The sequence below is a fragment of the Leucobacter faecis genome, assembly GCF_054456695.2.
Genome location: NZ_JBTJER020000001.1, coordinates 72,785 through 97,249, shown reverse-complemented (window position 1 = coordinate 97,249; position 24,465 = coordinate 72,785). Strand labels below are relative to the sequence as shown.

General features: G+C 65.5%; 24 protein-coding genes. 8 read left to right on the top strand and 16 right to left on the bottom strand.

Annotated features, from left to right (window positions below; translation table 11 throughout):
* Nucleotides 1-168 precede the first annotated feature (168 nt).
* Nucleotides 169-492, bottom strand: a complete 324-nt coding sequence (locus ACXR2W_RS00435; protein WP_458815573.1) for a DUF2469 domain-containing protein — start codon at nucleotides 490-492, stop codon at nucleotides 169-171.
* Between the two features lie 109 nt (nucleotides 493-601).
* On the opposite strand from ACXR2W_RS00435, the gene ACXR2W_RS00430 reads away from it, so the two are divergent.
* Genes ACXR2W_RS00430 through ACXR2W_RS00405 form a run of 6 tightly spaced genes read left to right on the top strand, consistent with a single transcriptional unit; the run spans nucleotide 602 to nucleotide 9,567 of the window.
* On the top strand, nucleotides 602-1,228 hold the full coding sequence (locus tag ACXR2W_RS00430; protein ID WP_458815571.1) for a DnaE2-dependent mutagenesis accessory factor ImuA': 627 nt from the start codon (nucleotides 602-604) through the stop codon (nucleotides 1,226-1,228).
* On the top strand, nucleotides 1,225-2,835 hold the full coding sequence (locus ACXR2W_RS00425) for a DNA polymerase Y family protein (protein ID WP_458815569.1): 1,611 nt from the start codon (nucleotides 1,225-1,227) through the stop codon (nucleotides 2,833-2,835). The genes ACXR2W_RS00430 and ACXR2W_RS00425 overlap by 4 nt, the downstream gene beginning before the upstream one ends.
* 30 nt (nucleotides 2,836-2,865) lie before the next feature.
* Complete coding sequence (locus ACXR2W_RS00420; RefSeq protein ID WP_458815567.1) at nucleotides 2,866-6,435, top strand: error-prone DNA polymerase; 3,570 nt, start codon at nucleotides 2,866-2,868, stop codon at nucleotides 6,433-6,435.
* Nucleotides 6,435-7,793 carry a nicotinate phosphoribosyltransferase gene (locus ACXR2W_RS00415; RefSeq protein WP_458815565.1) on the top strand — a complete coding sequence of 453 codons (1,359 nt, stop codon included), beginning with the start codon at nucleotides 6,435-6,437 and terminating at the stop codon, nucleotides 7,791-7,793. Before ACXR2W_RS00420 ends, ACXR2W_RS00415 begins: the two co-directional genes overlap by 1 nt.
* A gap of 57 nt (nucleotides 7,794-7,850) precedes the next feature.
* Nucleotides 7,851-8,351 carry a cation:proton antiporter regulatory subunit gene (locus ACXR2W_RS00410; RefSeq protein ID WP_458815563.1) on the top strand — a complete coding sequence of 167 codons (501 nt, stop codon included), beginning with the start codon at nucleotides 7,851-7,853 and terminating at the stop codon, nucleotides 8,349-8,351.
* Between the two features lie 13 nt (nucleotides 8,352-8,364).
* Nucleotides 8,365-9,567 (top strand): cation:proton antiporter, encoded by a 1,203-nt coding sequence (locus ACXR2W_RS00405; protein WP_458815561.1) that lies wholly within the window; start codon nucleotides 8,365-8,367, stop codon nucleotides 9,565-9,567.
* Nucleotides 9,568-9,569: 2 nt separating this feature from the next.
* On the opposite strand, the gene ACXR2W_RS00400 is transcribed toward ACXR2W_RS00405, so the two are convergent.
* The 3 genes from ACXR2W_RS00400 to ACXR2W_RS00390 form a co-directional block, all read right to left on the bottom strand.
* Nucleotides 9,570-9,842, bottom strand: coding sequence for a DUF3039 domain-containing protein (locus ACXR2W_RS00400; RefSeq protein WP_458815559.1), 273 nt, complete (start codon nucleotides 9,840-9,842; stop codon nucleotides 9,570-9,572).
* Between the two features lie 63 nt (nucleotides 9,843-9,905).
* Complete coding sequence (locus tag ACXR2W_RS00395; protein WP_458815557.1) at nucleotides 9,906-11,477, bottom strand: hypothetical protein; 1,572 nt, start codon at nucleotides 11,475-11,477, stop codon at nucleotides 9,906-9,908.
* Nucleotides 11,447-12,328, bottom strand: a complete 882-nt coding sequence (locus ACXR2W_RS00390) for an ABC transporter ATP-binding protein (RefSeq protein ID WP_458815555.1) — start codon at nucleotides 12,326-12,328, stop codon at nucleotides 11,447-11,449. The genes ACXR2W_RS00395 and ACXR2W_RS00390 overlap by 31 nt, the downstream gene beginning before the upstream one ends.
* 131 nt (nucleotides 12,329-12,459) lie before the next feature.
* On the opposite strand from ACXR2W_RS00390, the gene ACXR2W_RS00385 reads away from it, so the two are divergent.
* Nucleotides 12,460-13,248 carry an ABC transporter permease gene (locus tag ACXR2W_RS00385; protein WP_458815553.1) on the top strand — a complete coding sequence of 263 codons (789 nt, stop codon included), beginning with the start codon at nucleotides 12,460-12,462 and terminating at the stop codon, nucleotides 13,246-13,248.
* 2 nt (nucleotides 13,249-13,250) lie between these two features.
* A complete protein-coding gene (locus ACXR2W_RS00380) occupies nucleotides 13,251-14,018 on the top strand; it encodes an ABC transporter ATP-binding protein (protein ID WP_458815551.1) in 768 nt (255 codons plus the stop codon).
* A gap of 89 nt (nucleotides 14,019-14,107) precedes the next feature.
* On the opposite strand, the gene pyk is transcribed toward ACXR2W_RS00380, so the two are convergent.
* The 12 genes from pyk to ACXR2W_RS00320 all read right to left on the bottom strand — a co-directional run bounded on the left by pyk (nucleotide 14,108) and on the right by ACXR2W_RS00320 (nucleotide 24,453).
* Nucleotides 14,108-15,574 carry a pyruvate kinase gene (pyk, locus tag ACXR2W_RS00375; RefSeq protein WP_458815549.1) on the bottom strand — a complete coding sequence of 489 codons (1,467 nt, stop codon included), beginning with the start codon at nucleotides 15,572-15,574 and terminating at the stop codon, nucleotides 14,108-14,110.
* 10 nt (nucleotides 15,575-15,584) lie between these two features.
* Nucleotides 15,585-16,583, bottom strand: coding sequence for a prolipoprotein diacylglyceryl transferase (gene lgt / locus ACXR2W_RS00370; RefSeq protein WP_458815547.1), 999 nt, complete (start codon nucleotides 16,581-16,583; stop codon nucleotides 15,585-15,587).
* Between the two features lie 98 nt (nucleotides 16,584-16,681).
* On the bottom strand, nucleotides 16,682-17,506 hold the full coding sequence (gene trpA, locus ACXR2W_RS00365; protein ID WP_458815545.1) for a tryptophan synthase subunit alpha: 825 nt from the start codon (nucleotides 17,504-17,506) through the stop codon (nucleotides 16,682-16,684).
* Complete coding sequence (trpB, locus tag ACXR2W_RS00360) at nucleotides 17,503-18,741, bottom strand: tryptophan synthase subunit beta (RefSeq protein ID WP_458815543.1); 1,239 nt, start codon at nucleotides 18,739-18,741, stop codon at nucleotides 17,503-17,505. Before trpB ends, trpA begins: the two co-directional genes overlap by 4 nt.
* 15 nt (nucleotides 18,742-18,756) lie before the next feature.
* Complete coding sequence (gene trpC / locus ACXR2W_RS00355) at nucleotides 18,757-19,530, bottom strand: indole-3-glycerol phosphate synthase TrpC (RefSeq protein ID WP_458815541.1); 774 nt, start codon at nucleotides 19,528-19,530, stop codon at nucleotides 18,757-18,759.
* Nucleotide 19,531: 1 nt separating this feature from the next.
* Nucleotides 19,532-19,765, bottom strand: a complete 234-nt coding sequence (locus tag ACXR2W_RS00350) for a DUF6704 family protein (protein WP_458815539.1) — start codon at nucleotides 19,763-19,765, stop codon at nucleotides 19,532-19,534.
* 79 nt (nucleotides 19,766-19,844) lie between these two features.
* Nucleotides 19,845-20,450, bottom strand: a complete 606-nt coding sequence (locus ACXR2W_RS00345; RefSeq protein WP_458815537.1) for a Trp biosynthesis-associated membrane protein — start codon at nucleotides 20,448-20,450, stop codon at nucleotides 19,845-19,847.
* 1 nt (nucleotide 20,451) lies between these two features.
* The gene (locus ACXR2W_RS00340; RefSeq protein WP_458815535.1) at nucleotides 20,452-22,062 is read right to left on the bottom strand and encodes an anthranilate synthase component I; all 1,611 of its coding nucleotides are present in this window, start codon (nucleotides 22,060-22,062) and stop codon (nucleotides 20,452-20,454) included.
* A 9-nt stretch (nucleotides 22,063-22,071) separates the two neighbouring features.
* A complete protein-coding gene (gene hisI / locus ACXR2W_RS00335; RefSeq protein ID WP_458815533.1) occupies nucleotides 22,072-22,446 on the bottom strand; it encodes a phosphoribosyl-AMP cyclohydrolase in 375 nt (124 codons plus the stop codon).
* Nucleotides 22,443-23,234, bottom strand: coding sequence for an imidazole glycerol phosphate synthase subunit HisF (hisF, locus tag ACXR2W_RS00330; protein WP_458815531.1), 792 nt, complete (start codon nucleotides 23,232-23,234; stop codon nucleotides 22,443-22,445). Before hisF ends, hisI begins: the two co-directional genes overlap by 4 nt.
* Before the next feature lie 11 nt (nucleotides 23,235-23,245).
* Nucleotides 23,246-24,088, bottom strand: coding sequence for an ATP phosphoribosyltransferase (gene hisG / locus ACXR2W_RS00325; RefSeq protein ID WP_458815529.1), 843 nt, complete (start codon nucleotides 24,086-24,088; stop codon nucleotides 23,246-23,248).
* Between the two features lie 101 nt (nucleotides 24,089-24,189).
* Complete coding sequence (locus ACXR2W_RS00320; protein ID WP_458815527.1) at nucleotides 24,190-24,453, bottom strand: phosphoribosyl-ATP diphosphatase; 264 nt, start codon at nucleotides 24,451-24,453, stop codon at nucleotides 24,190-24,192.
* Between the last annotated feature and the right edge of the window lie 12 nt (nucleotides 24,454-24,465).

The window sequence follows — 24,465 nt, the reverse complement described above, 5'->3', positions numbered from 1 at the left end:
AGTGCGAGTGGGGCGAGCTGCCACGATATGGGCTCCTTAACGGTTGGAGATTTTTACCTGAGGACAGCCTATCCTTACATTCATCAGATGATCAAAATGAGGATAAAAAATGCCAGTGGGCGGGGGTGAAATAACTTCACCCCCGCCCACTGGCAGCTCACCGCCGCGTTACTCGTCGAGCGCAAGCTCCTGTGGCAGCGAGAACTCGCGCGCCGACAACTCCTCGACATTGACGTCTTTAAACGTCAGCACTCGCACCGATTTCACAAACCGGTCAGAGCGGTACACATCCCACACCCACACGTCACTCATGGTCAGTTCGAAGTAAAAATCACTTCCGGCATCCTGGCGTTTCAGGTCAACCTCATTGGCCAGGTAAAACCGGCGCTCGGTTTCCACCACGTAACGAAACTGACTGGCGATATCGCGGTACTCGCGAAAGAGCGACAGCTCAGCGTCACGTTCGTAATCGTCTAGCTCGTCCTCGTTCATCCTCACCATCCTACGCCCTCCGGGCACAAGTGGCGGCTCCGCGCCAAACGGGCCACGCGCACAGGCCCTTCGGGTTGACTTATTCGAATAAACATTCGAGCATTGAACCATGGCTTCTCTCACCGTTCAGTCGCTGCAGCAACGCATCTCGCAGATGCAGCCCGCACGCATGCCAGAACGCAGCCTGCCCACCCATCCGGGGCTCAGGCCGTTGCTGCCCGGCGGCGCCATCAAGGCGGGGGCCGCGTACACCGTACACGGGTCATGGCAGCTCGCCCTCGCGTTTCTGACCGAGGCATCGGCCTCGGGCGCCTGGTGCGGTGTAATCGGGTGCCCCTCGTTTGGTGCCGAGTCCGCGGCGGCGCTCGGCGTCGCGCTCGACCGCTGCATACTCATCCCCCAGCCTGGCCCCGATGCCCACGCCCTCGCGGGGGCACTCAGCGAAGTACTCACGATCACTCTGCTGCACACTGCAACCCCCACCACGACCGGCTCTGTGGAGCGTATCGCCGCCAGGCTTCGCGAGCACGGTTCCGCCCTCATCGTGACCGGCGCCTGGCCCGGTGCCGCAGCCACGCTCGACGTCACCGGATCACGCTGGGAAGGGATCGAACGCGGCTTCGGCCGCCTACACACACGGGCGCTCACAGTCACCGCCAGCAGCAATCGCGGCCCTTCTAAGCGGCACACTCTGCGTTTCACGGCCGGCGCCCTCTCGCCCTCGGAACCCACATGACCGTTTCACCTCCGTCCCAATGCGCTGAGCGCGTGATCGCCGTGTGGGTGCCCGACTGGCCCGTACACGCCCTGCGCCGCTCACTCGCGGCCACCGCAACAGCCACCCCGCTCGCGCTGGTAGCTCGCCACCGCATCGTGGCGTGCTGTTCTGACGCCCGCGAGGCCGGGGTGCGCACGGGCATGCGCGAGCGAGACGCGCAGGCGCTGTGCCCCACACTCGAACTGCACGCGCATGATCCGGCGAGAGACGCCCGCAGTTTTGCGCCTGTCGTGAGCGCGCTTGAAGAGGTCGTGACAGGCGTTGAAGCGCGTCGCCCGGGGCTCGCAGCGCTACGCGCGCGCGGCCCCGCCCGTTACTACGGCGGCGAAGAAGCGGCAGCGCACACGGTTATTCACCGATTGGAGGCTCTCGAGGTGACGGGCACATGCGTTGGCGTCGCCGACGGGCTCTTCGCCGCCGAGCAGGCCGCCCGCGCACCCCGGGGCGATGCCAGCCACGCGGTAACGGTGATCCCCGCGGGAGCGGCGCGTGCCTTCCTCGCGCCGCTGCCCGTCGCCCGCGCAGCCCCCGGGCCGCTTGCGACCACCCTGCAGGGGCTCGGTATTCACACCCTCGGAGCGCTCGCCGCGCTGCCAGAAGACGCCGTACGCCAGCGTTTCGGAGTCGACGGTATCGCGGCTCACCGGCACGCGCTAGCGCTCGGGCCGCAGCACGGGTCTGATGTGCGCGCGCGCACCCCGCCGCGTGAGCTAGCGACCGAAGCCGAGTTCGAACCGCCACTCAATGCGGGCGCCCAGCTCACCGAGGCGGCCAGCGGCACCGTTGCACGATTCTTCGCTTCGCTGCACGAGGCAGGCCTCGTCTGCACCGGGCTACGCATTGAACTCACCGACGACACCGGCGCTCGCCACGAACGCGTCTGGTCTCACCCCTCTCGCTTTACCGAAGAGGATCTGCTCGACCGCGTACGCTGGCAGGCTGAAGGCGGCACCCCCGGGCTCACCGCGGGCGCTGCCCCGGGCGAAGAACGCGGGGGTGCCGGGATCGTACACCTGAAAATCACGCCCACGCACACGGGGCGTGCACAACTGAGCGAGCTGTGGGGCGCAGAATCCGATGAACGCGTGCGCCATCACCTGCGCGGCATTCAGTTAGCCCACGGCCAAGGCAGCGTTGTGACGGCGTCGCTCGGCGGCGGGCGGCTCACAGCCCGCCGTCAACAGTTCACGCCCTGGGGCCACGCGTCTCGTGCCAGCCCATCCGACACTGCCCGGGGCACAGCTGGGCTGCCGTGGCCAGGCGCTGGCCCAGCGCCAACGCTCGTGTTTCCGACTCCCCTCCCCGTCACTCTCGTAGGTGCCACAGGAGTCCCTGTGCGCCTCAACGAAGAAGACCTCTTGACCACAGACCCCGCCCTTTTCAGTGTGCTCGCGCCACCCATGAACGCCCCCGTGATTGCGTGGTCTGCCCCGTGGCCGCTGCGGGAGCGTTGGTGGGTGGATACCCCGCCACGCGCACGCTTACAGGTGGTGACCGCCTCGGGCAGCGCATGGCTGCTCGTGCACGAAGCCGACCGCTGGTTTGCCGAGGGGAGGTACGACTAGCAGCACACCGAACGTTCAAAGGAAGACACCATGGGATGGAATAACCCGCCGCTATCGTGGCAGGAGTTCGAGCGCAGGCTTTCGCGCCGCCCCGCTCCCGCCGCTCATCATGAGCACACGATGCCAGACGCTGCACAGGCAGGCGCTCCCCTCGCGAGCCCGCCCGAAGCAGAAGCAGAAGCAGAAGCAGAAGCAGAGGCACACCGCGCACCGGCGGTGCCCTACGCCGAGCTACACGCCCACTCGAGTTTCAGCTTTCTCGACGGCGCCTCATCACCCAAAGACCTTATCGAAGAGGCAATGCGGCTCGGCCTCACGGGGCTCGCCCTCACCGACCACAACGGGCTCTACGGCGCCGCAAGTTTTGCCCAAGAGGCACAGCTCGCCGCACGCAAGACGCCGAGTGCACCCCCGCTGCTCACCGTCTACGGCGCCGAACTCTCAATCGGACTTGGCGCCCCACCGTTGGGGGTCGCAGACCCTGCTGCTACCCATCTGCTCGTGCTCGCCCGCGGGGCGGCCGGGTACCACAAGCTCGCCGCCGCGATCACCGAAGGGCAGCTTGCGGGCGGCCAGAAGGGCCGGCCGCTCTACGACATCGAGCAGCTCGCTGACACCGCCGCGGGCGACTGGGTGGTGCTCACGGGCTGCCGCAAGGGCGCTGTGCGCCAGGCTCTCGGCGGTAACGCGAGCGCGGTCGGCGGGGGCCGCTCAGACCGCGAAGCGCACGCCGCCCGCGAAGTGCGCACGCTCGTCGAGCTCTTTGGCGAGAGCAACGTCGCGGTCGAGCTCACCCACCACGGCCACCCGGGTGACGACGACACCAATCTGGCGCTCGCGCAGCTCGCGCAGCAGCACGGGCTCCCCACGGTCGCGACGGGCGGCGTGCACTACGCGTCAACCCAGCAGGCGCCCCTCGCCGACGCCCTCGCTGCGGTGCGGGCCAGGCGCAGCCTCGACCAGATGGACCCCTATCTGCCCGCCACGGGGGCGGCGAGGCTCCGATCCGGCGCGGCAATGGAACGCAGATTCGCGAGGTTCCCGGGGGCGGTGGCCCGCACCGTGCCGCTCGCGCGCGAGCTGGCTTTCCCATTGCGGGCCGCGACCCCGCGGCTCCCAAAGCTCGATGTGCCCGAGGGACACACGCAGATGAGCTGGCTCAGGCGGCTCACCTGGGAGGGGGCCGAGAGGCGTTACGGCAGCATCTCCCCCGGCACCCGAGAGCGGCTCGAACGCGAGCTCCAGGTGATCGAGGCGAAAGATTTTCCCGGCTACTTTCTGATCGTGCACGACATCGTGCAGTTTGCGCGCGGCCGCGGGATCCTGTGCCAGGGGCGCGGCTCAGCCGCAAACTCGGCCGTGTGTTACGTGCTCGGCATCACCGCCGTTGACTCTATTTTGTACGACCTGCCCTTCGAGCGGTTTCTGTCGAGCATGCGTGATGAAGAACCAGACATCGACGTCGACTTCGACTCGGGTCGCCGTGAAGAGGCGATCCAGTACGTGTACGAGCGCTACGGTCGCCAAAACGCCGCTCAGGTCGCGAACGTGATCAGTTACCGTCCCAAGGCCGCCATCAGGGACGCGGCGAAAGCCCTCGGATACAGTGCGGGGCAGCAGCTTGCCTGGTCACGGCAGGTCGAGCGCCGCGGCGCGATCGAAGCGAGCCAGATTCCGCCGCGGGTGCAGCAGCTCGCCACACAGATGCTGAGCCTGCCACGGCACCTGGGGATCCACTCGGGTGGCATGGTGCTCACCGAGCGACCGGTGGGCGAGGTCTGCCCCATCGAACACGCGCGCATGGAGGGGCGCACCGTACTGCAGTGGGACAAAGAGTCGTGCGCGTTTATGGGGCTCGTGAAGTTCGACCTGCTGGGCTTAGGCATGCTGAGCGCGCTGCAGCAGGCAATGGATCTCGTCGCCTTGCACACGGGCACGAGGTGGGAGATGAGCACGATTCCCAAAGAGGAGCCCGCGGTCTATGACATGCTCTGCCGGGCCGACGCGATCGGCGTGTTTCAGGTCGAAAGCCGCGCGCAGCTGAACACGCTGCCCAGACTCAAACCACGCCGCTTTTACGACCTCGTCATCGAGATCGCACTGATTCGCCCCGGCCCCATTCAGGGCGGCGCGATCCACCCCTACCTCAGACGGCGGGGCGGCGAAGAGCCCATCACCTACCCGCACCCGGCGCTCGAGCCGGTACTCAAGCGCACCCTCGGGGTGCCACTGTTTCAAGAGCAGCTCATGCAGATGGCGATGGCTGTAGGCGGCTGCAGCGCCGAAGACGCCGACCTGCTGCGCCGTTCGATGGGCTCAAAGCGCGGCGAAGAGCACGTCATCACTCTGCGCGAGAAGCTGTTCGCCGGCATGCGTGCGAACGGGCTCGCACAAGAAGACGCGCAGCGCATCTACGATCAGATCGAGGCCTTCGCGAGCTTCGGCTTCGCCGAGAGCCACTCGATCAGCTTTGCGCTGCTCGTCTACGTGAGTGCCTGGTTCAAGCTGCACTATCCCGCCGCGTTTCTTGCGGCGCTCTTAAACGCGCAACCCATGGGGTTCTACGCGCCCCGCACCCTCGTGGATGACGCCCGGCGTCACGGCGTCGCAGTTCTACCGGCCGATGTGCAGCACTCGGCGGCCTCGGCGGGGCTCGAGACCGCCGGCAGCACCGCAGGCAGCACCGCAGGCAGCACCGCAGGCTCCGGATCCCGCGCGCGCGCGGCCCGCGACTGTACCGCGGCCCCCGGGCCGGTGCCGCCCAGCGGCCCGGGCGCTGACCCCGGCGGCCCTGCCGCCGATCCGGCGCAGTCACAGCACCCGCAACAGCCCAGCGCCGCAACACCGTTCGACCCCGCCGCCCCCGACACGAGCGGGGCGCACCGGCTCGACCGCGGATTTGCCGTGCGCCTCGGCCTCACTGGCGTGCGGGGCATCGAGCCTGCAGCGGCCGAACGCATCGTCGCGGCCCGCGAGCGAGGCCCGTTCAGGGGCCTGCCCGACCTCGCCAGGCGCGCCCACCTGGGTCGCCCCCAGCTCGAAGCTCTCGCCGCGGCGGGGGCTCTCACCAGTCTCGGGCTCGACCGGCGCGCCGCGCTGTGGGCCGCAGCCGGCGCGGCCGAGCACAGGGAGGAGTTTCTCGCGGGCAGCGCGATCGAGGTGCAACCGCCGCTGTTGCCGGTGCTCAATGCTCAAGAACAGAGCGCGCTCGACCTGTGGGCGACGGGCGTCACGACCGGCGTGCACCCGCTGGCGCATGTGCGCCCGCAGCTCGACTCCCGCGGAATTGTGCGCTCAGACGGCCTGCCGCGGGCACGCCCGGGCCAGCGAGTCACGGTCGCGGGCATCGTGACGCACCGCCAGCGGCCCGCCACCGCCAGCGGCGTCACGTTCATTTCGCTCGAAGACGAATCGGGGTCGGTCAACATCGTTGTGTGGCCCAAGGTGTGGGAGCGTAACCGGTTTGTCGCGAAGTCTGCCCCCGCACTCGTCGTGTGTGGCGTGTACGAGCGTTCGCCCGAGGGCGTCGGCAACATCATCGCCCAAACCTTTGAGCCACTCGCGGCCCCCGCCAGCGTGAAGTCACGAGATTTCCAGTGATGCTGAAACCCTCGCATCGCGCACGCAGATACACTGGGCAGGTGCACGAGTCTTCAGCCCTGTTCACCGATCACTACGAACTCACCATGGTCGACGCCGCCCTACAAGCGGGCACGGCGCACCGCCAGAGTGTGTTTGAGCTCTTTGCACGCAGGCTCTCGGGTGCTCGCCGCTACGGGGTCGTAGCTGGTACCGGCCGACTTCTCGAGGCCATCAACCGGTTTCGCTTCGATGACGCCGAGCTCAGCTTTCTCAGCAGCACCCATGTGGTGCGGCCAGAAACGATCGATTGGCTCGCCAACTACAAGTTTTCGGGCGATATTTGGGGCTACCCCGAAGGCGAAGTATTCTTTCCCGGCTCCCCCGTGCTCACGGTCGAGTCGACGTTTGCCGAGGGCGTGCTGCTCGAGACGCTTGCCCTGAGCATTCTGAACTCTGACTCTGCCATCGCCACCGCCGCTTCGCGCATGGTCAATGCGGCAGCCGGTAAACCGCTCGCCGAGATGGGTTCGCGCCGCACGGGCGAACACGCCGCCGTCGCAGCCGCCCGCGCCGCATACATTGCGGGCTTCAACGCCACGTCAAATCTCGAGGCGGGCCGTAGCTACGGCGTACCCACCATGGGCACCGCCGCGCACTCCTTCACCCTGCTGCACGACACCGAGCGAGACGCGTTCGCTGCCCAGGTCGCGGCCCTCGGGGTCGATACGACGCTGCTCGTCGACACCTACAACATTGAGCGCGGCGTGCGCACCGCCATTGAGGTCGCGGGCACGGGCCTCGGTGCTGTGCGCATCGACTCGGGTGACCTGCCCGTCGTCGTCGCACGTGTGCGCCGGCTGCTCGACGATCTGGGCGCCACTCGCACGCGCATCACCGTCACGAATGACCTCGACGAGCACACTGTTGCAGCCCTCGCCGCTTCTCCCGTCGACAGCTTCGGCGTGGGGACCTCGGTTGTTACCGGGTCTGGCACCCCCACCATGAGCATGGTGTACAAGCTCGTGGCCAGGCAAGACGACGAAGGCTCGTGGGTGTCTGTCGCCAAGAATGCCGAGGGTAAGGCTTCTGTGGGTGGCCGTAAAAACGTACTGCGCGCACACGACGAATATGGCACGGCGACCGCAGAGCTGATTGCCGTGGGTGATGGCCCCGCAGGCATGGACGAGTTTGAGGGACAGCCCGGTCGCCGCGTACTCACGCCGCTCATGCTGGCGGGTGAGGTGCAGCCCGGCCACACCGGCGCCGAAGGGATCGCCGCTGCACGTGCTCGGCACCGGCGCAGCGTCGCCGAGCTGCCCCCCGTAGCGATGAGCCTCACCCGCGGCGACCCCGCGATTGTCACCCACTACCGCTAGCAGCGGCCCCGCTCGGGTGGGATAATTGGGGGTGTTCTAACGCTCACGGGAGGCACCATGCCCAGCGATGATTCCATCGAGGTGAATGAATCCCCGCTGCCCGGTATCGGGCTGCGCGACGACTTTGTCACGGCAGGCGGGAAGCGGGTCGGCGTCGTGTCGCACCACACGGGTCAGCGCGACCTTGTGGTCTACGACGACAACGATCCAGACGCATGCGCGGCCTCCGTCTCGTTGACCCCGGGAGAGGCCGACACCCTCGCCGAGTTTCTGGGAACCAGGCGCGTGGTTGAACGTCTCGCTCAGCTCTCAGAACAGGTCGAAAGCCTGCGCACCAAGAAGCTCACCGTCGCAGCCGGATCACGGTTTGACGGCGCCGCGCTCGGCCACACTCAAGTACGCAGCCGCACCGGAGCCTCGATCGTCGCGGTGCTGCGCGGGGCAGAGGCAATCGCTTCTCCCCCACCCAGTTTCACGCTCAACGGCGGCGACGAGCTCATCGTCGTGGGCACCGACGAGGCGCTCACCGCGGTAGCGACCATTCTCGAGCAACCCTGAACAGGCGCGCACGATGGATGCCGAGACGACGAGGAGCGCGCTCACGCTGCTCGAACTCGGATGCATCATTACGGCGCTGGGTTTACTCGGCCGGCTCGCCACCCGCATCAGGCTCTCCCCCATCCCCCTGTACCTCATAGCCGGGCTACTGTTTGGGGTGGGCGGTATCGCCCCGCTGCACACGAGCGAGACCTTCGTGAGGACGGGCGCCGACATCGGCGTCATCTTGCTCCTGCTGCTATTGGGCCTCGAGTACACGGCCCACGAACTCATTGTGAATCTGCGCAGCCACACCACCTCAGGGCTCGTCGATTTCGTCGTGAATGCTACGCCCGGCGCGCTCGTGGGCGTGTTGCTGGGTTGGTCTGTGCCCGGCATACTCGCGATGGCGGGTGTCACCTACGCCAGTTCCTCTGGTATCGCGGCCAAGCTGCTCGCTGATCTCGGTAGGCTCGGCAACCGCGAAACGCCCACAGTGCTGTCGCTCCTAGTGTTCGAGGATCTCCTCATGGCGATCTACCTGCCGCTCCTCACCGCGATGCTCGCGGGCGTGGGTCTTTGGGGCGGCCTATTGAGCATTGGGGTGGCTATCGCGGCGGTCACGGTCGCGCTCATCGTGGCGCTACGCTTCGGCCGCGTCATCAATCGGCTCGTCTTTTCGCCCAATGACGAGCTCTTGCTGCTCGGCGTCTTTGGGCTCGTGCTCGTTGTCGCGGGCGTCGCCGAGTCGCTCAACGTGTCAACCGCCGTGGGCGCGTTTCTGGTGGGCATCGCGCTCTCGGGCAAGGTGGCGGAGAGCGCGCGCGCCGTACTCACGCCGCTGCGCGACCTCTTCGCGGCGGTGTTCTTTGTGTTCTTTGGGCTCGAAACTGACCCCCGGCAGATACCGGCGGTGCTGCCCCTGGCACTCACCCTCGCGGTAGTCTCGGCGATCACCAAAATCGGCACTGGAATGTGGGCCGCCCGGCGCGCGGGCATCGCGAGGCCCGGCCAGCTTCGCGCGGGCACAGCACTCGTGCCTCGCGGCGAATTCAACATCGTCATCGCTGGTCTCGCCGCCACCGCCGGCGTGCCGGGCATTGGCCCGCTCGCCGCTTGCTATGTCATGATCATAGCGGTGGCGGGCCCGGTGCTTGCGCGCGCGGCCGGCGGCGCGGTACAGTCCCTGGGATCCGGATCAAAAAAGCCCGGGAGCCGCAGCTCCCGGGCTTCGTAGCGCTACTTCTTCATGCGCTCGTAGACCTTTTTGCAGTCGGGGCAGACCGGAAACTTCTCGGGGTCGCGCGAAGGGGTCCACTTCTTACCGCAGAGGGCCCGCACGGGCTTACCCGTCATGGCCGACTCCATGATCTTGTCTTTTGGCACATAGTGCGAGAAGCGCTCGTGGTCACCGTCTTCGATTTGCGCGTCTTCGAGGAGCTTTTCAAGCTCACGATCGAGCACATCGGTGCCACCGCCGGTGGACTTGTCATCACGCGTGAAGATACCCATGGGGTGATTCTACCGCGCTCGCGCCCGGATCGGCAGTGCGCGGCCGCACCGATGCGTGATGAATCAGTCGAACACCTGGGTGACGGCGATCAGTTCTGGGCCATTGCGTTCAAACAGTTTGCCGCCAATGTAGATGCCGAGCAGCAGCACGAACAGCCCGTAGCCCGCCCCGAACAGCAGCGCCCACAGGTTCTCGAAGAAGGTGACGTCGATCACAGCGTGAATAGCAATCCAGACGGGTGGCACCGACAGGCCCAGCGCGAACAGCATCGACAGCGTCTGCGACAGCCCCGAGCCCGAGCCCGACCACTGCGGCTGCACAAACGGGCTGTCGCCCGGCCTCGTCGTGGGGTAGGGCATGACCACCGAGAACACGCTTGTGACGCCGGCGGCCACGAACAGCACGGCCAGGTTGAGCCCGAGCACCGCGGGCAAGATGCGCCACTCGCCCGCAAACGCGACCGTGACACTCGAACCAATGATCGCGAGCGGTACACCGAGCATCAGCACCGGGGCGAGGCGGCCAGCGCGGTCAGCCGTGCCGCGAATTCCGCTCGCCACGTGCTCCCAGATAGCTGTTGAATCCATGGCCACGTCGTTGTGCTGTGACCACGCGAGCAGCAGCAATACCACAGGCAGCGGCACGAGTGCGAGGTTGCGCATGTCTGCCCCCGCCACCGTAAACGCGACAAGCATCATGATCGGCGCGATCGGAACAGCGAACAGTGCAACGCGGTATCGAGGGTCACGCGACCAGTAGGTGAGGCTGCGCGCGGCAATCACCTGTGCGGGGCGAGCAGCGAATCGCTCAAACCAGCCCAAACCACGGCGAGCGACACCGGGGTCATATGGACGGTCCACCCGAAACAGCGTCACCCGCACGAGCGGGATCCACAGCAGCAAGAGCACGGCGATCGCCCCCGCCGTGAGACCCAGGTGCACGAGGGCGGCCTCGGTATCGCCCGCGGCGGCGAAACCGATCGCCGCAAACGGTGCCCCGAACGGGGTCAGTCCCGCTATGCGTGCCGCTTCCGCTGTGGCGGCCTCACCACTCGCGCTGATCGCCGCAGAGGCGGCCAATACGATGAAGGGGACGCTGGCGACGAGCAGCACGACACCCGCGGTGCGCAGGGCGCCCGCGTAACGTCGACCGGTTAACCGCTGAGACAGCGCCGACATGACACGCACGGAGGCGACTGCAAGCAACGCCGCGAGCACCAGCGCCACGGGCTTGACCCAGCCAGACCCATGCCATTCTGAGCGAGTCACGCCCAACGCAACGAGCCAGGCCGTCAGAAGCAAGAAGGGCCAGCTCACTACCGTGGTGATGAGCAGTCCGCAGCCTACGCCGCCAGGTGTGGCCGGAAACTGTGCGAGGTGTGCGGGCGACAGGGAGCGCTTGTTCGAGAAGAATGGCACCGCAAAAGTCGCCGCGAGTACCGAAGCACCAGCGAGCACATCAATCATGGCGCGCTGGGCGTCTGAGATGTCAAGCAACGACGGGGCCGCGGCAGCAGCAGCGACGGCCGCAAATGCGACGACAAGCCCGAGGCTCACCCGAATCGCGCGCCCCACCGACCCTCGAAAGATCCCGCCGAGCAGCGCTATTCTGAGTCGGAAGAGCCGTGCAGCCATTCGAGTCCCTTTCGTGTGTCCCCGCCACCGGTGAGCTGCACGAAGCGCTCTTCGAGGCTCTGCCCGTCACGCACCGCGTCAACGGTGCCCTGCGCAATGACGCTGCCATCAACGATGATCGACACGTGGTCACAGACGCGTTGAATGAGGTCAAGGCTGTGGCTCGACATGACAACGCTGCCGCCGCCCGAGACATACTTCTCGAGAATCTCGGTGACGTTTGAAGCCGAGACCGGGTCGATTGCTTCAAAAGGCTCATCGAGCACGAGTACCTCGGGCGCGTGAATCATTGAGCAGGCGAGCGCAATCTTCTTCTGCATACCCGCAGAGTAGTCAGATACGAGCCTGCCGAGCGCAGACTCCAACCCAAACGCTGCCGCGAGTTCACCCGCGCGCTGCGCGACAGAGGCTTCGGGGACTCCGTGCAGCACACCCGAGTAGTAGAGCAGCTGCGCGCCGGTAAGTCGGTCAAACAGGCGCAGCCTGTCTGGCAGAGTGCCGATGAGTCGTTTGGCCGCTCGGCCGTCACGCCACACATCGACTCCGCCGACTGTGACACGCCCGGAGGTTGGTCGCAACAGGCCACTGATCATCGAGAGGGTCGTGGTTTTGCCCGCACCGTTGGGGCCCACTACGCCCGTGAACGAGCCAGCGTGCACGTCCATCGTGACTTCGTTCGCCGCGACGAGCGAGCCGTAGGTCTTCGTCAGCACCTCGGTGCGCAGCACCACGGGGTTCTGCGCGGCGATCCGCCCACGCTCACGCGCACGCACCACTGAGGGCACGGGCACCTGGATCCTGCCGGTGCGTGGGGCCCTGGGCCGTTCGCTGTTTGTGGGTTCAACGCGCACCTCACCCTCTCCTAGCTGGGGGGCGGGCACGGCGGAAGAACTCTGTGGCGGCACAAGCTCTAACCTACCAAATTCAAACGCCCCCGGCGTCCCGCGCGCCGACTCACACAGCGACACGGCAGAATAGAGGGGTGATCTCCCCCATCCCCGCACCCCGTTCGCGCTCACGCGCATGGTCATCGCTGTGGCTTTTAACAAGGCGCGACCTCAAAGTGCGCTACTCAACCTCGATGCTTGGGTACCTGTGGTCGATCCTCGATCCGTTGCTCATGAGCCTGATTTACTGGTTCATTTTTACTCAGGTGTTCACGCGTGGTGTGGGCGAATCACCGTACATCGTGTTTCTACTCACCGCCCTACTGCCGTGGGTGTGGCTCAATGGCGCTGTTTCAGACTCAACTCGCGCATTCTTACGCGACATGAAGCTCGTGCGCTCGGTTGCGCTGCCGCACTGGATCTGGGTGGGACGCATCGTCTGCTCCAAGGGCGTTGAGTTCTTGCTGAGCCTGCCCGTTCTGGTGCTGTTCGCCGTATTTTCTGGTGCGCACGTGGGCGCAGGTCTCATCTGGTTTCCCGTAGCAACTCTCATGCTGGGCACCCTCATTCTGGGCGTCGGTCTGATCATCGCCCCGCTCGTCGTCTTTTTCCGCGACCTCGAGCGAGCGGTGAAGCTCGTGCTGCGGGTGCTGTTTTACGCCTCACCCATCATCTACGGCGCGGCCGATCTGCCCGCCTTTGCACAGCCTCTGGCCTGGCTGAACCCGCTGTCTGGCATCTTCTCGCTGTTTCGGGCCGGGTTCTTTCCGGATCAGCTTGACCTCGGTCTCGTACTGAGTTCAGCTGCGATCACACTCGTTACGCTCGCCGCTGGCATCATCGTCTTTCGTCGCGCTATTGGCGGCGTCTTGAAGGAGCTCTAACCGTGACCCCTCACTCAGACTCGGCGGCCCTGCTCGGCGAACCCATCATCACCGCGGCGGGTCTCGGCGTACGATTTCGCCGTAACCGTGGTTCTCGCCGCAGCTTCAAGGATCTCTTCTCGAACAGCAAGCGTCGTACCCGGCCAGGAGACTTCTGGGCGCTGCGCGGCGTGTCTTTCACCGTACGACCCGGTGAAGCGATTGGTGTCGTGGGGCGCAACGGTCAGGGCAAGTCCACCCTGCTCAAGCTCGTCGCGGGCGTCATGTTTCCCGACGAAGGGCATGTGCGCGTGCACGGCGGGGTGGCCCCCCTCATCGAAATCACGGGTGGATTCGTCGGCGACCTGACGGTGCGTGACAATGTAAATCTCACGGCCGGCCTTCACGGTCTGAGTCGCGCTGAGATCGCAGACCGGTTTGACGACATCATTGATTTTGCCGGGGCGGGCGACGTGATCGACACCCCGTTCAAACACCTTTCGAGTGGCATGAAGGTGCGTGTCGCTTTCTCGCTTATTTCCCAGCTCGATGAGCCCGTGCTGCTCGTCGATGAGGTACTCGCGGTCGGCGACAAAGCGTTTCGCGCCCGCTGCTATAAGCGTATCGAGCAGCTTCTGAAAGAAGGAAAGACGCTGTTTCTCGTTTCGCACAACGAACGCGACCTGCGCAGGTTCTGCACCCGCGGACTCTACCTCGACGGCGGCAAGCTGCAGCTTGATGCGCCCATCGAAGAGGTGCTCGAGCGGTACAACGCCGATCACCCGGCATAGCTACACAACACACATAACACGAAGGCCCGGCTGGTCTCATCACACAGGATGAGACCAGCCGGGCCTTCGTGTTCAACGCCAAATAAACGCTAGTTGTTGCGCCCCAGAACGTGCTTACGGGGGCCCGCCTCGGGCAGTTGCCCGGTTGCTTCGCCCATGCGGTGAATACGTAGGGTGTTCGTAGTTCCCACGACGCCGGGAGGCGATCCAGCAATGATCAAGACCTTATCGCCGAGTTCGGCGCGATCCTGCGCGAGAAGCACATCGTCAACCTGTGCAAACATCTCGTCGGTGCTCTCCACGCGAGGCACCTCGTAGCTGCGCGCACCCCAGGTCAGCTCCATGCGGCGCCTGGTCTCAGCATCGGGCGTGAACCCGAGAATCGGAATGGGCTTACGCAGACGTGACATCCGGCGAACGGTGTCACCGGACTCTGTGAACACGCAAATGTACTTTGCGCCCACGAACTCAGCCACCTCTGCGGCAGCGAGCGTAAGCGCCCCACCCTGGGTGCGCGGTGCGGCGCCCAGAGGCTCAATGCGCTCGAGCGCATGCTCTTCGGTCGCTTCGATGATGCGGGCCATCGTTGCCACGGCCTCAACCGGATATGCGCCGACGCTCGTTTCACCCGACAGCATCACCGCGTCAGCGCCGTCAAGCACAGCGTTGGCGCAGTCAGATGCTTCTGCTCGCGTGGGGCGAGGGTTCTCGATCATCGACTCGAGCACCTGCGTAGCCACGATCACAGGCTTTGCGTTGCGCCTGGCGAGTGCAACCGCTTCGGTCTGCACGAGCGGCACTCGCTCGAGCGGCAACTCGACTCCGAGGTCACCACGCGCGACCATGATGCCGTCAAAGGCGTGCACAATCTCTTCCAGGTGCTCCACCGCCTGCGGCTTCTCGATCTTCGCGATGACGGGCAGGCGCACGCCCTCCTCGTCCATGATCTCGTGTACGCGCACAATGTCGGCAGCGTCACGCACGAAGGACAACGCGATGTAATCGGCGCCAAGCGCGATGGCCCAGCGTAGATCCTGTTCGTCCTTCTCAGACAGCGCAGGTACGTTCACCGCGACACCGGGCAGGTTGATGCCCTTATTGTTCGACACCGAGCCGGGAATCTCAACAACGGTGTACACCGTGTCCTCGGTGACGCGCACCGCGCGCAACCCTACCTTGCCGTCGTCGACGAGCAGCGGATCACCCACGTTTACGTCACCCGGCAGCCCCTTGTGGGTCGTGCCGCAAATCGTCTGGTCACCCACAATATCGCGCGTCGTGATTGCAAACTCGTCGCCCACGGCCAACTCGTAGGGGCCGCCCTCGAACTTGCCCAGACGAATCTTGGGGCCCTGCAGGTCGGCGAGCACGGCGATCGGGCGCCCGACCTCGGCCTCTGCCCGGCGAATGTTGCGGTAGATGCCCTCGTGCACGTTGTACGTGCCGTGAGACATGTTCAGGCGCGCGACATTGACGCCAGCCTGAATCAGTTCGAGGGTGTGGTCATAGCTGGAGACCGCGGGCCCCCAGGTGGCGACGATTTTGGCGTGGCGCATGTAAGCTCCCTTACTTGTTAGCGGGTGTTGCCTGGTCTGACTCAGTGGCAGCCGCGGGCGGCGCCACTACTTCGTCATCTGGTTCCGCGACGCGGTCGCCCGCGTGGGGAAGAATATGAAAGTACTCGTCTGTATTTGCCGTGGCGGCTAGCGCGCTGTCGGCGGGGTTCATGCGGCCGGGCAGGTATACAGACTTCTCGATACCGACGTGCCGCTTGCGCTGAACGATAAACAACACGAGCCCTACGACAATCGCGGCGAGAGCGGCCAGCACGTTGGTGCGGATTCCGAGGAACAGCAGGCTCGGGTCGACACGCAGCGACTCAGTAAACGCACGACCGACGCCGTACCACACGAGATACATTGCAAAGAAGGTGCCCCAGCGCGGCTTCAGCTTCCGCTCGATTGCGAGCAGCACGATGACGCCCAGAATGTTCCAGAGGCCCTCGTATAGGAACGTCGGGTGGAACAGCGTGCCGTCGGGCAGGCCGATCGGGAACGCGGGGTTATCGGCCGAGATCTGCAGCCCCCAGGGAAGCGTCGTAGGCCCGCCAAAGAGTTCGTGGTTGAACCAGTTGCCGAGGCGCCCGACGGCCTGAGCAAGCAGGAGACCGGGCACGAGTGCGTCGGCGAACGACCAGAACCGTACGCCAGTGATCCGGGACGCGATGAGCACGCCGATCGCGCCGCCCAGCAGCGCACCGAAGATCGCGATGCCGCCCTGCCAGAACGCGAATGCGTCAAGCGGGTTCTTGCCCGGTCCAAAGTAGTCACCCCAGTGCGTGACTACGTGGTAGAGACGCGCACCGATGATGCCGAGCACGAGCGCCCACACGAGGAAATCGAAGACCGCGCCGCGTTCGCCGCCGCGCTTGCCCAGCCGACGAGCGGTCCAGATGCCCGCCAGCACAATGCCGAGGATGATGCAGAGCGCGTAGTAGTAAATGCGCAGTGGGCCGATCTGCAGAAACTGCATGTCGGGGCTCGGGATACTGAGCGGGAGAATCATTCACTCCTCTTTCACTGGCGGCGAGGCCGCCCTAGTGGCGCGGGCGGCGATGCTGCCCGAATGGTGGGACCGCTTGCGCGGCAATTACTGAAATAATCCTAGCGCGCGGTGCTGGCTGGATCGGTGGGTGTGCGGTGAGTGCCGCTCGCGATATGGCGTACCACCTCGGCGAGCGCGGGCACTCCCCCGTCTCGCAGGGCGCGCACGAATGCCGTGCCGACGATGGCCCCATCAGCGTATTCGAGGGCCGCTGCCACCTGCTCGGGCGTAGAAATGCCGATGCCGACGCACGCGAGCGGCGCGCCCGCTTCGCGCAGGCGAGCAGTGAGCGTGCGAGCCGCGCGGTCGAGCGACGCGCGCTCACCGGTGATGCCCATCGTCGACACGGTGTACACAAACCCGGTCGTTGATTCAGACACGAGCCGCAGCCTGGCATCGCTCGAGCTCGGCGCCGCAAGAAACACGCGGTCGAGACCTTCACGCTGGCTTGCAGCGATCCAGTCTGCGGCCGCCTCGGGCGTAATGTCTGGCGTAATGAGGCCCGCGCCGCCCGCCGCAGCGAGATCGCGGGCAAATCGGTCAACCCCGTACTGCAGCACAGGGTTCCAGTAGGTCATGATGAGAACGGGCACATCGACTGCCGCGCGCACGCGGCGCACCGCTTCAAACACCTGGGGTAGTTTGAATCCTCCGGCGAGCGCCGTCTGCGTCGCTTCTTGGATGACGGCGCCATCCATGACGGGGTCAGAGTAGGGCACCCCCAGCTCAATGACGTCGGCGCCGCTTCGCGCGAGCGCAATCGCGGCCTCAATGCTCGTATCGAGGTCGGGGAACGCAATGGGAAGGTAGCCAATGAGCGCGCCCCGGCGTTCAACACCCGCCCGCGTAATCGCGCGTGAAACAGATGATTCTTGCACGCTCACTCCCCCATCTCAGCATCTGCATCGAACAGGTCGAAGTATCGACCTGCCGTTGCCATGTCTTTATCGCCTCGGCCCGAAAGGTTCACTGCGATCAGGGCGCCCTCACCGAGTTCACGGCCGATACGCAGCGCGCCTGCGAGAGCGTGAGCAGACTCGATCGCGGGAATAATACCCTCGGTCTGGCTGAGCAAGCGCAGTGCCTGCATCGCCTCGTCGTCGGTGGCCGGAATGTACTCTGCACGCCCAATGTCCGCGAGCCAGGCGTGCTCGGGGCCAACGCCCGGGTAGTCGAGCCCCGCTGAGATCGAGTGAGATTCGATGGTCTGCCCGTCTTCGTCCTGCAGCACATAGGTTTTTGCACCGTGCAAGATTCCCGGGCGCCCGCGTTCGATCGAGGCCGCATGCCGGTCGGTGTCGACGCCATCGCCCGCGGCCTCAACCCCGTAGAGCCTCACATCTGCATCATCGAGAAACGCGTCAAACATGCCGATTGCGTTGGACCCGCCGCCGACGCAGGCCACGACGGCGTCGGGCAGCCTGCCCGCGCGCTCAAGGAGTTGAGCGCGCGCCTCTTCAGAGATGATCTTCTGAAAGTCGCGCACCATTGCGGGGAACGGGTGCGGGCCAGCGGCCGTGCCAAAGATGTAATTGGTGCGCTCGACGGAGGCGACCCAATCACGGTAGGCCTCGTTGATAGCGTCCTTCAGCGTACGGGACCCTGCTTTGACCGCCACGACCTCGGCGCCCAGCAGGCGCATGCGCGCCACGTTCAACGCCTGGCGCTCGGTGTCGACCTCACCCATGTAGATGGTGCACTCGAGCCCAAAGAGCGCGGCGGCCGTGGCTGTAGCCACGCCGTGTTGGCCGGCGCCGGTCTCCGCGATCACGCGCGTCTTGCCGAGGCGCTTAGTGAGCAGCGCCTGGCCGAGCACGTTGTTGATCTTGTGCGACCCCGTATGGTTGAGGTCTTCTCGCTTCAAGAAGATGCGTGCGCCGCCCGCGTGTGCCGCGAACCGCGGCACCTCGGTAATGGGCGACGGCCGCCCAGCGTACGACATCAACAGCTCGGTCAGCTCTGCCCCGAACTTGGGGTCAGCCTTCGCTTCGTCGTATGCGCAGGTCAGCTCATCGATCGCCGCAATGAGCGACTCGGGCATAAAGCGCCCACCGAATTCACCGAAGAAGGGTCCGTTCGCCTCGCGGAGGCTCCCGGTTCCCACGTCGTTGTGTGTCATGGTCTCCCTGTCGGGTTAGACGCTGAGGTAAGACTTCAGCGTCGAAATTGGATCGCCGCCGGTAACGAGCGCTTCGCCGACGAGCACCACATCGGCGCCCGCCTCTCGATAGCGCTCGACGTCGGTGACGTTCAGCACGGCTGATTCTGCAACACGAATCACGCCTGCTGGGATCTGATCGGCGACGCGACCAAACAGCTCTTTGTCGAGCTCAAACGTGCTCAGGTTGCGCGCGTTGACGCCCACCAGCTGTGCGCCAAGGTCAACGGCGCGTGCCACCTCATCGGCCGTGTGAGTCTCCACAAGAGCCGTCATGCCGAGCTCTCGGGTAAACGCGTAGAGCGCTTCAAGTCGGTCCTGTGGCAGCGCGGCCACGATCAGCAGCACGAGGTCGGCGCCCGAAGCTCGGGCCTCTAGTACCTGATACTCGTCACCGATGAAGTCTTTGCGCAGCACGGGAATGCTGACGGCCTTGCGCACCGCTTCGAGGTCTGCCAGGGACCCCTTGAACTTACGCTCTTCGGTGAGCACACTCACGACGCTCGCACCGCCCGCCTCGTACTGCGCGGCGACTGCCTGCGGCTCGGCGATGGCGGCGAGGTCACCCCGCGAAGGGCTAGCGCGCTTCACCTCTGCGATCACCTTCATGTGATCGGCGGGCGAGAGGGCAGCCAGCGCGTCGAGCGCTGGCGTACGCGAAAGGGCGAGCTTCTCGAGCTCGCCGTAGGGCAGCCGCACACGGCGCTGGCGGGCGTCCTCAAGGGAGCCCGCCAGCAACTGTTCCAGCACCTTAGTCGTGCGACTTCGGCGTGTACTTGGGACCGTTGACCCCGTAGCCGGCCTTCGCGAGGATCCAGCCAAGAAGTGCGCCCACTGCGACAATGCCCGCTGACACCCACACCATGGTGGGGTTATGCAGGAAGAAGAAAACGGTGCCGCTTGCGACTCCGATCAGCATCACTACAACCGCCGTCCATGCGGCGGGCGAATCGCCGTGACCAGGTTCTTCGTGCTGGGTACTCATGAATCTCCTCTGAATGGGTGTGAACATCTCAAGCCTACCTGAAATTGGGCACGCACTCGCACCGTGCGTGGCCACCGGGTCAGTCCCGATTGGTGTCAGGCGCGTCTGACGCGTCCGACTCAGCCTCGGTCGGGTCTTCACCCTCACTCAGCGAGTCCCAGTCCGAGATCCGATCGCGCGATGCTTCCGGATCTTTTGCGGGCGAAGCTTCGTACTTGCGGCCCGCCACGGCCCAGCGGCCACTCACGAAGATGACGACGATGCCAGCGCACGCAGCGAGCACGCCCGCTCCAGCGGTGACAAATGACCAGGGCGTAAGGCTGTAGTCGAGCACCGATGCCAGGCCTGCATGCCCGGCAAGCCCCGTGAGCTCGGTGACGCGGGCCGTCATCGCTTGGACAGGGTCGGAGGCGGCTGTCACCGACAGTGCGGTGATGCCCGCGCCGAGCCCCGCCACCAGCACGCCGAGTACCCGGCGAAACACCGGTCCTGCGATTGACAGGGCGAGCGCTGCCGCGACGACCGCGATCGCGACCGGTGACAGGGCTGCATTGAGGTCGTACCCCGAGGGTGTCTCGGCTGCTCCGCCCTCGAGTGCAATCTCGATCCACGGCTGCGATCCCGCCCCGAGCGCGACCGCGCCCGCGATCGCGATGACGCCGAGCGTGAGTGGTTTAGCGCGCACTTTAAGCCCCCGTTGGTGTCGTTTGGGTGCCGCCCTCAAGCGGGACTGCCTCTGTCAGCTGGGCGAGCGAGTTAGCGATCGCAATCGCGCGCAGCGGCGCCGCGGCCTTACTCGCGCACTCGGCGTCTTCGCTTTCGGGCACCGAGTCGGCCACAATGCCTGCCCCGGCCTGCACCATCGCGACGCCGTCTTTAATGGTCGCTGTGCGAATCGCGATCGCGAGATCGGCCGCGCCCCCGAGCCCAAAGTATCCGACTACACCGCCGTATACCCCGCGCTGCACGGGCTCGAGTTCGTCGATGATCTGCAGTGCGCGCGGCTTGGGTGCGCCTGAGAGCGTGCCAGCGGGGAACGTTGCACGAAACACGTCGACCGGGTTCTCACCACGACTGATGCGCCCCTCAACGGTTGACACAATATGCATGATGTGGCTAAAGCGTTCAATGCGCATAAACTCGGTCACTTCGACGCTGCCCGGCTCGCACACGCGCAGCAGATCGTTACGTGCCAGATCGACGAGCATCAGGTGCTCGGCGCGCTCCTTTTCATCGGCGAGCAACTCGCGCTCGTGCCGCTGGTCTTCGGGCGTCGTGGCGCCTCGCGGCCGCGAGCCTGCGATCGGATGGGTCATCACGTGCCCATCGCTCTGCACTGTCACAAGCGCTTCGGGGCTCGAACCGACGACAGCGAATGCCTCACCCTCGGCATCCTCCAGCTGCAGCAGGTAGAGGTACGGGCTCGGGTTCAGGTGCCGCAGTACCCTGTACACGTCGAGCGGATCGGCCGTACAGGGGTGATCGAACCGCTGCGAAGGCACCACCTGGAAGATGTCGCCGTCAACGATGTACTGCTTAGCACGCAGCGTAGCCGCAATGAATTCGGGGGTCGTGGTGAGGCGATCCGGCGCAGCAATAGCCGAGCGATCGAGCGTGCCGAGCGGCGAGGGGGCCGCTTGGGCCAGGTCTGCCTGCAGCGCGTCGAGGCGACGCTGCGCGCTCTCCCACTGCTCGTCGGCCGTGGGTGCCGCGCCCCCCGCCGTCTCACCCAGCGCGTCGTCATTGAGCACATTGGCGAGCAACACAACGCTGCCTTCGCGGTGATCGATGACGACTAGCTCTGAGACAAAGCTGAGTGACTGCGTCGGCAGGCCGGGCCCCGCGGCTGGCCTGTGCTCGAGCTTCTCAAACTGCCGCACGGTCTCCCACCCGAGGTAGCCAACGAAGCCGCTCGCGAGCGGAGGCAGGCCGGGCACCTCGGGGGTGCGCCAGCGCTCGTAGACCGCGCGCAGCGCTTCGACCGGAGCGAGGTGCGCGACACCACCCGGCAAGAGCCGTTCCTCACTCAGCCCGCGGCCCTGGGCGGGCGCCCAGTGCGCCTGGCCGCCGCGCTCCCCCAGCACACCGAAACTACCGGCCCCCACGAAGCTAAAGCGTGTCCAAACCCCGCCCTGCTCGGCAGACTCCAGCAAGAACGTACCGGGGCGCGAGGCCGCCACCTTGCGATAAATACTGACCGGGGTGTCTGCGTCAGCGAACACCTCGCGGCAGACGGGAATAACGGCGTTGGTGGCTCGCGCGGCGTCGAAGGCCGCTCGCGTCGTCGTAAGGCTCACCGTTTCAGCCTACAGCTTACCGTCGGTGCTCGGGTCGCCCACGACGGCCGCAAGCTCGCGGCCGGTGAAGCAGGTGCGGGTGCCCGTGTGGCAGGCGGCCCCCAACTGGATCACACGCACGAGCAGGGTGTCACCGTCGCAGTCCATCTGGGCGCTGCGCACGTATTGCCGATGGCCAGACGTATCGCCCTTGCGCCAATACTCCTGACGCGAACGCGACCAAAATGTGACGCGCCCGCTCGTGAGCGTGCGCCGTGCAGCTTCACGGTCCATCCACGCGAGCATCAGCACGTCACCGGTTTCGTCATCTTGAATGATGGCGGGAACGAGGCCATTCTCGCCGAAGACGATGTGTGCGACGTCGTCGGTCACGCTGTCGCTCATGCTGTCGCCTCGGGCGCCGCATCCGGCAACCGCACCGTGTGACCTGCATCTGCGAGGGCACGTTTCACATCACTAATCGTAAAGTGGCCGTCGTGAAACACCGAGGCTGCGAGCACCGCGTCGGCACCAGCGTCCACGGCGGGCGCAAAGTGCTCAACCTTGCCCGCGCCGCCCGACGCAATGATCGGCACCTGCGCGATCTCGCGCACCAACCGGGTCAGCTCAAGGTCAAAGCCCGCGAGGGTGCCGTCGGCGTCCATCGAGTTGACCAGCAGCTCACCGGCCCCCCGCTCGACTGCCTCGCGGCACCACTCGAGCGCATCGAGGTCGGTCTCGCGCTTGCCGCCGTGGGTGGTCACTACGAAGCCGCTGGGGGTGCGCTCACTGCGCTTCACATCGAGCGACAGAACGATCACCTGTGATCCAAAGCGATCTGCAATCTCGCCCAAAACATCGGGGCGGGCGATCGCGGCACTATTGATGCCAATCTTGTCAGCCCCCACCCCGAGTAGCCGGGCGACGTCGTCGGCCGAGCGCACACCACCGCCCACGGTGAGGGGAATGAACACCTGCTCGGCCGTGCGGCTGACCACGTCGTAGGTGGTCGAGCGGTCATCGACGGTCGCGGTGACATCGAGAAAGGTGAGCTCGTCTGCCCCCTGCTCGGCGTAGCGTGCGGCGAGTTCAACGGGGTCGCCCGCGTCACGCAGATTTAAGAAGTTGACGCCCTTGACCACGCGGCCGGCCGCAACGTCAAGGCAGGGAATAACACGAGTAGCGATGCTCATTTGCTTACCCCCTACAGTCGCGCAGCGTGAATCGCGGTAACGATGATCGCCTTGGCGCCGAGCTCGTAGAGCTGGTCCATCACATCGTTTGCCTCGTCAGCGCACACCATTACGCGCACAGCCACCCAGTCTGGGTCTTTCAGCGGTGAGACTGTCGGTGACTCGCTGCCGCTCGCAATCTGGGTCGCTTGTTCGAGCTTGGCGTGCGGCAGGTCGTACTCCACCATCACGTACTTCCGTGCGACGAGCACGCCGCGCAACCGGCGCATGAGCCGTTCGATACCCGCATGCTCCGTGGGCCCTCCGATGAGCACGGCGGTCGACTCGAGAATCACGGGACCAAAGATGTCGAGGCCCGCGGCGCGCAGCGTCGCCCCGGTAGATACGACGTCTGCCACAGCGTCAGCGACGCCCAGCTGCACGGCAGACTCTACAGCGCCGTCGAGCTTCACGAGCGTTGCGATGATGCCGCGCTCACGCAAGAAATTGTCGACGAGGGTCGGGTAGCTGGTGGCGACCCGCTTGCCGGCCAGGTGTGTCAGTTCAGTAACCTCGCCGCCCGCGGGGGCCGCAAAGCGAAACGTCGAATCCGCGAAGTCGAGGTGTTCGATTTCGCGTGCAGCAGAGCCCGAGTCGAGCAGCAGGTCGCGACCGGTGATGCCCACATCGAGCGCGCCAGAGCCCACATAAGTGGCGATGTCGCGCGGGCGCAGGTAGAAAAACTCTACGTCGTTGCGCACGTCGGCGTGCACGAGCTTGCGGCTATCGCGACGACCGGAATAGCCGGCCTCCGCGAGCATCTCGGAGGCGATTTCAGACAGCGACCCCTTATTAGGGACGGCGATGCGAAGCATAAGTGTTAGTTCCTCACGGGTACGGCCGACGCGGCTTCACGCCGGCCACGGGATATTACAAAAGGCCGGAGAGCGTCAGCGCGCGGGGTGAGGCGCTGACGCTAGAGATGCGTGTAGACGTCCTCGAGGGAGAGTCCCTTGGAGAGCATGAGCACCTGCAGGTGGTACAGCAGCTGGCTGATTTCTTCGGCGCAGGCTTCGTCTGATTCGTGCTCAGCGGCCATCCACACCTCGGCGGCCTCTTCGACGATCTTCTTGCCAATCGCGTGCACACCAGCGTCGAGCCGCGCGACGGTGTCGCTGCCCTCGGGGCGGCTAGCCGCCTTTTCGCTCAGCTCGGCAAACAGCGTTTCGAACGTTTTCACGTCTCTACCCTA

Coding starts and splice junctions, on each gene's coding strand:
- ACXR2W_RS00435 (WP_458815573.1), bottom strand. CDS start 492: ATGAACGAGGACGAGCTAGACGATTACGAACGTGACGCTGAGCTGTCG.
- ACXR2W_RS00430 (WP_458815571.1), top strand. CDS start 602: ATGGCTTCTCTCACCGTTCAGTCGCTGCAGCAACGCATCTCGCAGATG.
- ACXR2W_RS00425 (WP_458815569.1), top strand. CDS start 1,225: ATGACCGTTTCACCTCCGTCCCAATGCGCTGAGCGCGTGATCGCCGTG.
- ACXR2W_RS00420 (WP_458815567.1), top strand. CDS start 2,866: ATGGGATGGAATAACCCGCCGCTATCGTGGCAGGAGTTCGAGCGCAGG.
- ACXR2W_RS00415 (WP_458815565.1), top strand. CDS start 6,435: ATGCTGAAACCCTCGCATCGCGCACGCAGATACACTGGGCAGGTGCAC.
- ACXR2W_RS00410 (WP_458815563.1), top strand. CDS start 7,851: ATGCCCAGCGATGATTCCATCGAGGTGAATGAATCCCCGCTGCCCGGT.
- ACXR2W_RS00405 (WP_458815561.1), top strand. CDS start 8,365: ATGGATGCCGAGACGACGAGGAGCGCGCTCACGCTGCTCGAACTCGGA.
- ACXR2W_RS00400 (WP_458815559.1), bottom strand. CDS start 9,842: ATGGGTATCTTCACGCGTGATGACAAGTCCACCGGCGGTGGCACCGAT.
- ACXR2W_RS00395 (WP_458815557.1), bottom strand. CDS start 11,477: ATGGCTGCACGGCTCTTCCGACTCAGAATAGCGCTGCTCGGCGGGATC.
- pyk (WP_458815549.1), bottom strand. CDS start 15,574: ATGCGCCACGCCAAAATCGTCGCCACCTGGGGGCCCGCGGTCTCCAGC.
- lgt (WP_458815547.1), bottom strand. CDS start 16,583: ATGATTCTCCCGCTCAGTATCCCGAGCCCCGACATGCAGTTTCTGCAG.
- trpB (WP_458815543.1), bottom strand. CDS start 18,741: ATGACACACAACGACGTGGGAACCGGGAGCCTCCGCGAGGCGAACGGA.
- ACXR2W_RS00350 (WP_458815539.1), bottom strand. CDS start 19,765: ATGAGTACCCAGCACGAAGAACCTGGTCACGGCGATTCGCCCGCCGCA.
- hisI (WP_458815533.1), bottom strand. CDS start 22,446: ATGAGCGACAGCGTGACCGACGACGTCGCACACATCGTCTTCGGCGAG.
- hisF (WP_458815531.1), bottom strand. CDS start 23,234: ATGAGCATCGCTACTCGTGTTATTCCCTGCCTTGACGTTGCGGCCGGC.
- hisG (WP_458815529.1), bottom strand. CDS start 24,088: ATGCTTCGCATCGCCGTCCCTAATAAGGGGTCGCTGTCTGAAATCGCC.